Origin of the sequence: Metabacillus niabensis (genome assembly GCF_902829255.1) — a bacterium.
In the GTDB taxonomy this organism is placed as follows: domain Bacteria; phylum Bacillota; class Bacilli; order Bacillales; family Bacillaceae; genus Metabacillus; species Metabacillus niabensis.
In genome coordinates, this window is the sequence record NZ_CADEPK010000250.1 from 16,161 (window position 1) to 28,012 (window position 11,852).

General features: G+C 35.9%; 10 protein-coding genes. 1 reads left to right on the plus strand and 9 read right to left on the minus strand.

The features are described from left to right. Positions 1 to 189 precede the first annotated feature (189 nt). Positions 190 to 948, minus strand: coding sequence for a hypothetical protein (locus HU235_RS15635; RefSeq protein WP_174880802.1), 759 nt, complete (start codon positions 946 to 948; stop codon positions 190 to 192). 472 nt (positions 949 to 1,420) lie between these two features. Here HU235_RS15635 and HU235_RS15640 point away from each other — a divergent pair, with 472 nt between their 5' ends. Continuing rightward, the gene (locus HU235_RS15640; protein WP_095300805.1) at positions 1,421 to 1,612 is read left to right on the plus strand and encodes a YjzD family protein; all 192 of its coding nucleotides are present in this window, start codon (positions 1,421 to 1,423) and stop codon (positions 1,610 to 1,612) included. A 66-nt stretch (positions 1,613 to 1,678) separates the two neighbouring features. On the opposite strand, the gene HU235_RS15645 is transcribed toward HU235_RS15640, so the two are convergent. From HU235_RS15645 to argC, 8 genes are all read right to left on the minus strand, one after another. Further along, complete coding sequence (locus tag HU235_RS15645) at positions 1,679 to 1,858, minus strand: YjzC family protein (protein WP_095300806.1); 180 nt, start codon at positions 1,856 to 1,858, stop codon at positions 1,679 to 1,681. A 115-nt stretch (positions 1,859 to 1,973) separates the two neighbouring features. Next, positions 1,974 to 2,918, minus strand: a complete 945-nt coding sequence (gene argF / locus HU235_RS15650; protein ID WP_095300807.1) for an ornithine carbamoyltransferase — start codon at positions 2,916 to 2,918, stop codon at positions 1,974 to 1,976. A gap of 131 nt (positions 2,919 to 3,049) precedes the next feature. Continuing rightward, complete coding sequence (locus HU235_RS15655; protein ID WP_174880797.1) at positions 3,050 to 6,133, minus strand: carbamoyl phosphate synthase large subunit; 3,084 nt, start codon at positions 6,131 to 6,133, stop codon at positions 3,050 to 3,052. After that, the gene (locus HU235_RS15660; protein ID WP_174880798.1) at positions 6,126 to 7,196 is read right to left on the minus strand and encodes a carbamoyl phosphate synthase small subunit; all 1,071 of its coding nucleotides are present in this window, start codon (positions 7,194 to 7,196) and stop codon (positions 6,126 to 6,128) included. Before HU235_RS15660 ends, HU235_RS15655 begins: the two co-directional genes overlap by 8 nt. A gap of 132 nt (positions 7,197 to 7,328) precedes the next feature. Further along, on the minus strand, positions 7,329 to 8,489 hold the full coding sequence (locus tag HU235_RS15665; RefSeq protein ID WP_174880799.1) for an acetylornithine transaminase: 1,161 nt from the start codon (positions 8,487 to 8,489) through the stop codon (positions 7,329 to 7,331). Continuing rightward, positions 8,486 to 9,268, minus strand: a complete 783-nt coding sequence (argB, locus tag HU235_RS15670; RefSeq protein ID WP_174880800.1) for an acetylglutamate kinase — start codon at positions 9,266 to 9,268, stop codon at positions 8,486 to 8,488. Before argB ends, HU235_RS15665 begins: the two co-directional genes overlap by 4 nt. A gap of 10 nt (positions 9,269 to 9,278) precedes the next feature. Continuing rightward, the gene (gene argJ, locus HU235_RS15675; RefSeq protein ID WP_304951818.1) at positions 9,279 to 10,511 is read right to left on the minus strand and encodes a bifunctional ornithine acetyltransferase/N-acetylglutamate synthase; all 1,233 of its coding nucleotides are present in this window, start codon (positions 10,509 to 10,511) and stop codon (positions 9,279 to 9,281) included. 23 nt (positions 10,512 to 10,534) lie between these two features. Next, positions 10,535 to 11,572 carry an N-acetyl-gamma-glutamyl-phosphate reductase gene (gene argC / locus HU235_RS15680; protein WP_174880801.1) on the minus strand — a complete coding sequence of 346 codons (1,038 nt, stop codon included), beginning with the start codon at positions 11,570 to 11,572 and terminating at the stop codon, positions 10,535 to 10,537. Between the last annotated feature and the right edge of the window lie 280 nt (positions 11,573 to 11,852).

Sequence of the window (11,852 nt, forward strand, 5' to 3'; positions counted from 1 at the left end):
TAAAAAACAGATATTGGATTCTATGCATAAGACGTAAAAAATATAAGTTGAAAGTAATGATGTGAGTTGAGCTTTAAACACAAAAAATCACCGTATTAAATGAGCAACTGCCCAGATTAACGGTGATTACTATCTAAAGAAGCCCTAGAGCTTTTTTGTAATTAATTAGCATAATATAAATTTTAAAATTTATAATTCTTTTTCGTTTTCTTGATAAAATTTTATAATTGATTGATTAATCCGATATGGATTATCCCCAATGTGATAAATGAGTTGAATAGGACTTCCTAATTTACTTCTTAAAAGCTCATACTTTTTACAATGAGTTTTTGCTTCATATATAGTATGATTCATTCTTTGCCATATCCGAACCGGCTTTGTCGATGTGGAACTATACATTGATGGAAGATTTAATGAAGGAACTCTCTTTTCCTCTGTTTCATATGCAGCTGCAATTTCCTTCACCAATTGCTTATAGAATAATTTATGCTCTTTTTCTCTATCTAGATGCGCTGGGAGGTCTAGGCAAGGATTCATCATTGCCACTGAACGTATATTATCAGACATTATATCCATTAGCTGTAATGCTGTTAAAGCCCCCATTCCTTCAGATAATATATGAATTTTTTGATTTAGTATTTCTTTTTTCATTATTAAATGATAGAGATGCTTTGCCATCGTGACAGCACGGGGACTTCCCCAATTGCTTCCATATAAATTCGATTGAAATAACGTATATCCTTTGTTCATTAAATCAGCTATAAGCTGATGTCTGCCATAGTGCTGATGCCAAAAGCTCGTTTGTTCATCAACAAAATCCGTGCGATCTCCGAGTATTAATACACCAAATCCATTTGGCCTATATGGTAAATGAACAACATTCCATTCCGTTTCGATTTGAAAAAAGCGCTCCGTAATCACTTGCCCACCACCTTTCTCTTCTATCATTAAAATTGAAAATGTCATTTTCTTCTATTTGAATGTTAGCTTGTTAGCTATGCTAAAAAAGCGATTGAGATAAGTGCAATTTATTGATCTCGAGTGTAATTCGTAAGACTTAAACTTTGATGCGCGAATCATTGGAATCACATTTAGATTGAAAATGTCTGTAGTGGATTTAAGCAGCCAGGTGTAACAAAGCCAAACTGTTCATTTGTTTCGTTAATTGCTCTCAAAACTTGCTCGATTTAAATTCCCAAGATTGAAAAAGGATTGTGAAACCATTTTATTCTTTTTCCTTATTTATAATGTATGTATACGTTAGTAAAAAGAATGGGACGCTATCACTAAAAGGATAAATATAGTCAAACATAACTTGTATTGAAAAGGTTGTGTAGATTTTTTATAAAGGTTCATTTTCTTTCAATTTAAATTATGATAGTATATACTTAGTACTCGTTTGGAAAATGGGGTGAATGCAATGCGTTTCTTTTGGACATTCTTTTGGAGTTTCCTCTTAATACATATGGCATCATATGTTGTTAACGCAATGACAGGTGGTCACTATGACTTCGCTTCTTCAAGCATATTAGCTGTCATTGCAATCGTTATCATCTTTATTATTGCAGAAGTGATCCCTAACGATCCAGTTGCAAATCATGAACATCATTAATTGATATTCAGACTGAAAAAAACCCTACTAACCTGTAGGGTTTTTTTCAGCTTTAATCCATTTATTTTAAGGCTTACGTTTATATGTCCATTGACGATTATGATTTGCTGTTTCCGGAAAACGGTCACCTGCTTTTAGTTTTACCTGTCCTGGATTTGTCACAGGATCACCCGTTTCGCCAATCTCTACATAAATTCCATTATTAGGAGCCTTTTGACCAGCTCTAAATCGATGTTGTTGACCCATACTATCCCTCCTCTCTTGCTTTCATTAGTATTACCAGTCACACCTATTTCATGTTGCATGTTCGTTCAAGCCAAAAAAAGGTAGAATCAACACTATGATTGATTCCACCTCTTCATTACGATAATAATTCTTTTAATAATGCCTTCTGCACATGCAATCGATTTTCAGCCTGTTCAAATACAGCCGAATGCTCTCCATCAATAATCGATGCGGTAACTTCCTCTTCCCGATGCGCTGGTAAGCAATGGAGGAAATGATAGTCTGACTTTGCGTGTTTAACTAATTCATCATTCACTTGATATCCTTTAAAAGCAATGATACGTTCTTGCTGTTCACTTTCTTGTCCCATGCTTGCCCAAACATCGGTATAAAGAATATCAGCATCCTTAACAGCCTCAATTGGATCATTTACAATCGAAATTGTTGCACCAGTTTCCTTTGCAATTTTTAATGCCTCTTCTACAACCCATTGCTCAGGTTCATACCCTTTTGGACAGCCAATCGAAAAGTCCATGCCTACTTTGGCTGCAGCAATCATTAAGGAATGTGCGACATTGTTTCCATCACCTAAGTAAGCTGTTTTTACCCCTTCAAACTTTCCTTTTAATCGATAAATTGTTTTTAAATCTGCGAGAGCCTGACAAGGATGAAATAAATCTGTTAATCCATTAATTACGGGAATCGTAGCATGCTTAGCTAATTCCTCAATTTTGTCATGACCGAATGTCCGAATCATAATACCGTCAACATAACCAGATAGTACCTTTGCTGTATCAGAAATAGGCTCTCCTCTACCTAATTGAAGATCCTGACTACTTAGGAAAAGTGCATGTCCCCCTAATTGCAGCATTCCCGTTTCAAATGATACACGTGTTCTTGTTGATGATTTCTCAAAAATCATCGCTAATGTTTTTCCTTTAAGTAGCGGCTGAATTGGATTCTCTTCAAGCTTAAATGCTTCTTCAATGAAATAAAGAATTTCTTCTTTGCTATAATCTAATAGTGTTAAAAAATCTCTTTTAGCTACAGTTTTTTTCTCTTTAAGTTTCACGTTACTCATTTGTTATACACTTCCTTTGTCATATAGAGAAAGAGGCGTTCCTCTGTTAAATGATATCCTTAATAATTGGAACTGTTTAATAAGGGACAAGCACTGCTCACTAAACGACCTCATCCCTTATTAAACCTTCTTTAAGCCTTCACACGTTTTGTCAGCTGTTGCATGGACAATATGCTATCATCGGAAGCTGTCAGAGCCTGAAGACTTGCATAATACGTCGTAAGATTTGTAAATAATATCATACCTTTTTCTAATGCTTGTTGTCGTTTTAATTTCCCATCCTCATTGTCTTTAAGTGAAACAAAGATTCCCTTTTCTCCTTCAACCCACTCCTCAAAATTATTTGTTAATGGGTGAAGACCAGCAAGCCTTGTTTCTTGAAGCGCTGTTTCATCTTCTACATCAAAGAATACAGATTTAATTGATTCTAAATCTTTAGCAAAGATTTTTTTGTAAACACTCTTAACAGATTGCCCGACACACATTCCTTCTCCAGTAGCTTTCATTTCAGGTCCGAGCGTAATATCAACATCGTGAAGCGCATGGCTTGAGAATACAGGGTATTTCACAGCAACCCAATCATCTGCTTCAGAAGTTTGAATTGATAATTCACTTAGTTTTTTTCCACACAATAAATGTGTTGCATGCTTAATTACCGGAGTTCCCGTAACCTTACTAATTATTGGCGCTGTCCGACTTGCACGTGGATTCACTTCTAATATATATATTTGCTGCTCTTTTATTAAAAATTGAATGTTCATAATGCCTCGGTAATTTAGCTTTTTCACTAAGGCATTAGCATATTCTGCAATAACTCTTTTGTTTTCGTCCGATAGGTTTTGCGATGGAAGTATCGCTAAGCTGTCACCTGAATGTACTCCTGCTGGCTCAACATGCTCAATATATGTTGGAATAAACGCCTCTACCCCATCTGAAATAAGGTCAATTTCACCCTCTAATCCTTGCACAAATTGATCAATTAAAATAGGATAAATCATATTTGTGCTTTCTGACAGAAGAGTTGTTAGAGTCTCTTCATTGTGAACGACAACCATACCTTTTCCACCGATAACGTATGATGGTCTTAACAAAATAGGATAGCCAATTTCGTTAGCACCATTTATCGCCTCTTGCGCATGATTTGCCGTTAACCCTACAGCATGAGGAATCGAAAGTTCGTCTAATAATTGATAAAATTTATCCCGATCCTCTAGCCAATCTAACGTTTCAGTATCTGTACCTAATAAAGGAACACCAGCAGACTCTAATTTTTCAGCAAGATTTATCGCTGTTTGCCCACCGTATTGAACGATAACGGAATCAATCTTTTCAGATTCAACAATATTTAAAACATGTTCAAGCGTAATCGGTTCAAAATATAACCGGTCAGCTGTTTCAAAATCAGTACTTACAGTTTCCGGATTGTTATTTATCATGATTGCTTCAAAGCCAAGCTGTTTTAAAGCCTTTATCCCATGAACAGCGCTATAGTCAAATTCGATTCCTTGACCAATCCGAATTGGTCCCGATCCGATAATAAGAATCTTTTTCTTAGTCGATGACTCCGGCTGTTCATTTTCTCCAAAGTAAGTTGAATAAAAATAATTTGTCCGTGCTTCAAACTCTGCTGCACAAGTATCTACATATTTATATGAAGCTTTAATTTGAAACGACTTTCTTAACTCTCTTACTTCTAATTCATCCACATTAAGCAATGTCGCAATCGTACGATCTGAAAATCCCTTTTCTTTAAGCGTTGCAAGGAAGTTTGGTTCCATTGTTGTTAAGTCCTTTTGATTCAATTGTTTTTCAAGTTCAACAATGTGCTTAAAGCAAGAAAGAAAATAATGATCCATTTTTGTCAAACGATGAATTTCTTCAATAGCAAAATCGCGTCGAATTAATTCCATTACAGCAAAAAAACGACGGTCGTCTGTTTTAATCATTAAATCTACTAAATCTTCAGTTGACATTTTTTCAAGCTCTGGTAAATGAGTTCCAATATTATCGAGTTCAAGAGAATCACAAGCCTTCTGCAAGGCAGCCTCTAAATTTCTCTCGATTGCCATAACTTCACCAGTTGCTTTCATTTTTGTTCCAAGCTTACGATCCGCTTTGTTAAACTTGTCAAATGGCCATCTTGGAAATTTAACGACAACATAATCAAGAGCAGGTTCAAAGCTAGCGTACGTACTCATCGTTAATGGGTTTTTCAGTTCTTCTAACGTGTAGCCGACAGCTAATTTAGCAGCGATTTTTGCAATTGGATAACCAGTAGCCTTTGATGCTAGAGCAGACGATCTGCTGACCCGTGGATTTACTTCAATGACATAATACTGCTTGCTTAACGGATCTAAAGCAAGTTGAATGTTACATCCACCGACCACACCAAGTGCTGAAACAATTTTCACTGCTGCACTTCTTAACATATGGTAATCTTGGTCTGTCAATGTTTGCGATGGAGCGACAACGATAGAATCTCCTGTATGAACACCTACTGGATCAATATTCTCCATATTACATACAGCGATACATGTCCCTTTATGGTCACGTATCATTTCATATTCGACTTCTTTAAAGCCGGCAATGCTCTTTTCGATTAAGCATTGTGTAATCGGACTTGCTTGTAGGCCACTTTTCACAAGCTTAACAAACTCATCTTTATTAGCTGCGATTCCGCCACCTTTGCCACCAAGTGTATAGGCAGGACGAATAATAATTGGAAAGCCTATTTTACTTGAAAAGTCGAGTGCCTCATCTAATGTCGTAACGATCGCACTTTCAGGAATTGGTTCATTTAAATCATACATCAATTGTCTGAACTCGTTACGGTCTTCTCCTTTACGAATTGATTCAATCGATGTACCTAGTAATTGCACATTATATTTCTCTAACACACCCGCTTCATGAAGCTCCATTGCGAGGTTAAGTCCTGTTTGCCCACCTAGAGATGCAAGCAATCCATCTGGTCTTTCCTTTTCAATAATTTTAGTTAAGCTTTCAATTGTTAGTGGTTCAAAATAGAGGACATCTGAAAATTCTTCATCAGTCATAATTGTAGCAGGATTGTTATTTACTAATACAACTTGATAGCCTTCTTCCTTTAAGGCTAAACAACCTTGTGTACCAGCATAATCGAATTCTGCAGCCTGCCCAATAATAATTGGACCTGAACCGATTACAACGATTTTCTTAATTGATTGGTTTTTAGACATAAAGTATATCTCCTTTTGCAGTTGTAACTAGATCTAAAAATTCATCAAATATCCATTCACTATCAGATGGACCTGGATGTGCTTCTGGATGAAATTGAGCCGTTACGATTGGTAATGTAGGATGTGTAAGCCCTTCTATAGACTCATCATTTATATGATAAAAGCGGACTGTTAAATCCGTTTCTTTTAAACTGTCACCAATAACAACATAGCTGTGATTTTGCGATGTCATAAATACTTTTTTTGTTTTCTCATCAAATACAGGCTGGTTTGCACCACGATGACCGAAAAGCAGCTTTTTCGTTTTTGCTCCAAAGGATAGGGCAATCAACTGATGTCCTAGACATATCCCTAATGTTGGATAAGAAGAAACAATTTGTTTAATCGTAGAGAAATAATCTGATAGCTTTTCTGGATCCCCTGGTCCATTCGATAAGAGGACACCATCTGGCTTCATATCCTTTATTTTATCGATCATTTTAAATGGGACTGTCGTTACTTTACAACCACGTTCTACTAATGCCGTGACAATTGATTTTTTGTAACCAAAATCTATTAATGCAATATGCGTATTTCCTTCACCATACGTTTCCATTGATGTTGATGTTACTTCAAAAACACCATCCTCAAAAATTGCACATGGATGCTCTTCCATATTTGCACTCATGGAAATGGTTGCTGCCATTGAGCCTTGATGGCGAATTTTTTTAACAACTGAACGTGTATCTATATGGTAGATGATCGGTATATTCCACTTTTGCAAGTAATCCTTAATACTGTGCTTTGCTTCATAATGAGAATAATTTTTTGTGCATTCATACATTACCACTGCCTTAACTTGTGGCTTCTTACTCTCGTCATCACTAAAATTAATCCCGTAGTTACCAATTAAAGGATAAGTAAATACTACAATTTGATTTTTATATGATGGATCAGTTAAAACTTCCTGATACCCCGTCATTCCAGTAAAGAAAACAATTTCGCCGTTTATATCCTCTGGTGATCCGTTCTCTAATTCACCAGCATATACTGAACCATCCTCAAGATGGAGATATCCTTTCATCTGTTTACACCTCGTTTGTCTATTGTTCCTTTTGTTAGTAGACCGGCTATTTACACCATACTACTATTGTATTGGATAAATATTAGAAGTTGAGTATTTTTATTCAACGTTTTGTTTAAAAAATGCTCAACCTTATTGAGCAGTTACGGATTGATTTACAGCTGCAAAAGTTTTTGCAATAATCTCAACAGCCAAATCTAACTCTTCAACGGAAACATTTAATGGTGGCAGAAGACGAATGACCTCAGGACCTGCACCGATCGTTAGAAGGTTATTTTCTCTTAATTGATCAATCAATGAGCTAGTTTGTTCATTACATTCAATTCCAATTAGTAAGCCTTTTCCACGGATTTCATTTACAAAAGGATGTTCACCAATTTCTTGGTTTAATTTACTTATTAAATACTTAGTTTTTTCTTCAACACTAGCTAAAAATTCCTTATTAAAGATTTTTGTTAAAGTTGCTTTTGCAGATGCCATTGCTATCGGATTTCCTCCAAACGTAGAGCCATGACTTCCTGCTTGAAACGATTTAATTAACTCTTTCTTACCAATCATTGCACCAACAGGTAAACCACTTCCAAGACCTTTGGCAGATGTTACGATATCAGGAGAAAGATTAAAATGTTGGTAAGCAAATGGTTTTCCGGTTCTTCCAATTCCAGTTTGAACTTCATCAATAATTAAAAGAGCTCCAATTCGGTCACATGTTTCCTTTATCTTTTCAATGAAAACGTTATGTGCCGGTATAACTCCACCTTCACCTTGGACTACCTCCAGCATAATTGCTGCTACATCGTCCTGTAACTCATCAAGCGGTTCAAGCTGATTGTATGGTAAATAGGTAAACGTTTCTAGTAATGGACCAAAGCCATTATGAATTTTTTCTTGACCTGTAGCTGACATTGTAGCAAAGGTTCTTCCATGGAACGACTTGAGAAAAGTTACGATTTTTGTTTTACCAGTATGCTTTCTTGCAAGTTTAATTGCAGCCTCATTTGCTTCTGCACCACTATTACAAAAGAACACTGCCTCTCCATCACTATTTTCAACGAGAAGCTTTGCAACTTCCTCTTGTATAGGCTGGTGAAACATATTTGATAAATGCCAATATTTTGACAATTGTTCTTTTACTGAATCTAAAACATCTTCATTTGCATGCCCAAGATTACAAACGGCAATCCCCGAAACAAAATCTAAATACTTTTTATCGTTAACGTCTGTTACCCATGAACCTTTTGCTTCTTTAACTGTGACGTTCCATTTAGCATAAGTAGGAAATAAATAACTCATGTTTGGGAAACCTCCATTCCTTTTACAATTTTCGTTCCTGTAAAACATCCATTTTCGATTATTGCTCGTTGGCCACTTGCAATAATAACCTCTTGACACTTATCTGAAAGTGTTGATAATGCAGATTGCACCTTTGGAATCATTCCACCTGTGATCACTTCCTCAGCAATAAGAGAATTGATTTCAGATGGTGTAATCTCAGCAATCACTTGTTTGTTCTCATTTAAAATTCCCGGTACATCTGTAACAAATAGAAATTTTTCTGCACCAACAGCATTAGCGATTGCCGCAGCAGCCAAATCAGCATTAACATTAAGGGTTTCATTCGTCACAGTTCGTGCTAGCGGAGCAACTACAGGTATATACCCATTTTCCATTAATAATGAAACAGCTTCAGTATGGACATTTGTTACTTTGCCGACTAACCCTAAATTTTCCTTATCTAAATATTCGGCTTGTAATAGCCTTCCATCACTTCCGGAAAGACCTATCGCATTTAGTCCTTTTTGTTGCAGTAAGTTTGTTAGAAGCTTATTAATTTTACCCGCTAGAACCATCTCAGCAATTTCCAATACTTCTGCAGTTGTTTTTCGCTGCCCATTAAAAAACTCTGTCTCAATTTTTAAAGCTTTTAACATGTTTGTTATATCTGGGCCGCCACCGTGAACGATCATGACATTCCAGTTATTTTCCATCAATGCTTGTAAACTTTGAAAAAATGATTCTGACAACTGATGTACTGTACTTCCGCCACATTTTAATACAACTGTTTTAGACATTTTAATCCCCTCATGTTCGATAGCTTGCGTTAATTTTCACGTAATCATATGTTAAATCACAGCCCCATGCCTTACCGGTTTCCTCGCCTACCCCTAAATTCACTAGGATTTTCACTTGGTCTCTTTTTAAATATTCTGCTGCGACCTCCTCTGAGAAAGGCTGTGGACTATTATTCGTAAATAAACAAAGATCCTCTAAGAAAATATCAATTTTTTCAGGTTCTACAGCAGCTTCACTATAGCCAACTGCACAAATGATTCTTCCCCAGTTAGCATCCGCTCCATAAACAGCTGTTTTTACAAGACTTGAGCCAACAATTTTCTTCGCGACAACATTTGCCTCTTGTTTCGTTTTCGCTCCCGTTACCTCTACCTCAATTAGCTTTGTTGCACCTTCACCATCTTTTGCAATTTGCTTTGCCAATTCCTCACTAACTGCTTGAAATGCCGACTTAAAAGCTTCCCATTCTGGGTGGTTTTTCGTTAATGGTTCATTATCAGCTAAACCGTTAGCCATAACTACAACCATATCATTTGTAGAAGTATCACCATCAACCGTGATTTGATTATACGTCTTATCTGTTGTTTCACTTAATAGTGATTGTAACGATTCCGAATCAATTTTTGCGTCTGTTGTAACAAAAGCAAGCATCGTTGCCATGTTTGGATGAATCATCCCTGAACCCTTAGCTGCCCCACCAATCGTTACCTTTTTCCCATCAATCATAACTTCATAGCATGAAGCTTTCATAACTAAATCTGTCGTTAAAATGGCTTGTTGGAAGTCGATTGCAGCTTCCTCTGTTGCTTCAGGCTTTAATAAATCAATGCCATTTCGAATTTTATCCATTTTTAGAAACTCCCCGATGACACCAGTTGAAGCAACTGCTACATAGTGTTTTTCTATTTGGAGGATATTTGCGCTTCGCTCACGCATTTCGTAGGCATCCTTTAAGCCTTGTTCACCTGTACATGCATTCGCATTTGCGCTATTAACAACAATCGCCTGTAGCATGCCTTCCTTTGCAATACTTTCTTGAGTTACGATTAATGGTGCTGCTTGAAAATGACTTTGTGTATATACAGCTGCACAATTGGCAGGTACTTCACTAAAGATGACACCTAAATCATTTTTGGAATATCTTAAGCCAGCATGTACACCATCTGCTGAAAATCCCTTTGGTGTAATAACTGATCCATTTTCAATTTTTGTAATTGTAGAGGTTTCCTTCGTTTGTAACACTGCTTTTTCCTCCCTGGTTGTCATTATGGATATATCGGTGCTGAATAAAGCCCTGTTGTTTCTTCAAAACCGTTCATAATATTGAAGTTTTGAACTGCTTGACCGGCAGCACCCTTCATTAAATTATCAATTACAGATACGATTGTTACTCTTCCTGTTCGTTCATCAATTTTCAATCCAATGTCGCAAAAATTAGAGCCATAAACTTCCTTTGTTGCTGGAAATTCATTTTGCTTGCGAATTCGTACGAATGGTGAATGCTGATAATAATCTTTATATAAATCTAGCAATTGTTCGGTTGTATATGAATCTGTTAAACTCGCATATATTGTCGCCATTATTCCACGTGTCATTGGAATCAAATGTGTATTGAATGAAATATATGTGATTTTTTCGTTTAAATTATGAAGCATTTGTTCAATTTCTGGGATATGCTGATGCTCATGTACTTTATAGATTTTCACATTTTCATTTACTTCAGAATAATGTGTCGCATGTGATGCATTTCTACCTGCACCAGATACTCCTGTTTTAGCATCAACAATAATCGATTGTTCATTGACTAGCCCTTTTTCCACAATAGGTGCTAACCCTAAAATTGTTGCAGTCGGAAAACACCCTGGATTTGCAAGAAATTGTGCTTCTTTAATAACCTGTTTATTTAATTCAGAAAGCCCATAAACAGCCTTTGCTAAAAGTTCTTCCTCTGCAGATGGTCGTTTATACCATTTTTCATATTCATTACGGTCTTTTAACCTTAAATCCCCTGATAAATCTATGATTTTTACATTTGATTCAGTAAATTGAGGTGATAAGCTCCTAGAAACACCAGGTGGGGTAGCAAGAAATAGTACCGTTATATTGTTTTTAATTTCTTCAACATCAATTTTCCTTAATGTATGGTCGCTTAATTCTGTTAAATGTGGAAACGAATGAATATATGGGACATCCATTTCTGAGGATGAATACAATATACACTCTTCCACAAATGGATGGTTTGATAATATACGATATAATTCAACTCCACCATATCCAGTAGCCCCGATAATTCCTACTTTCACTAAATCACCTTCTCAAGTTATCTTCGTTTTCTAAATTATTTCTCAATTATAAATATGTATAAAAATAAAATCAAGTGTATAAATAATATTTTTATTCATTTTTCAAAAAAATCGTTAAATGCTAAGGATCTCATTAGCTCCCGATACTTATTTTCGAACTTATTTATATGCAATCAATTGTATAAAATGGATGATTTTTTTTAAAAGAATGGAATGAACCGAAGAATGTAATCGCTTAACTAATTGTTTATAAAGAATTTTAAACTAGGCACTTTATATA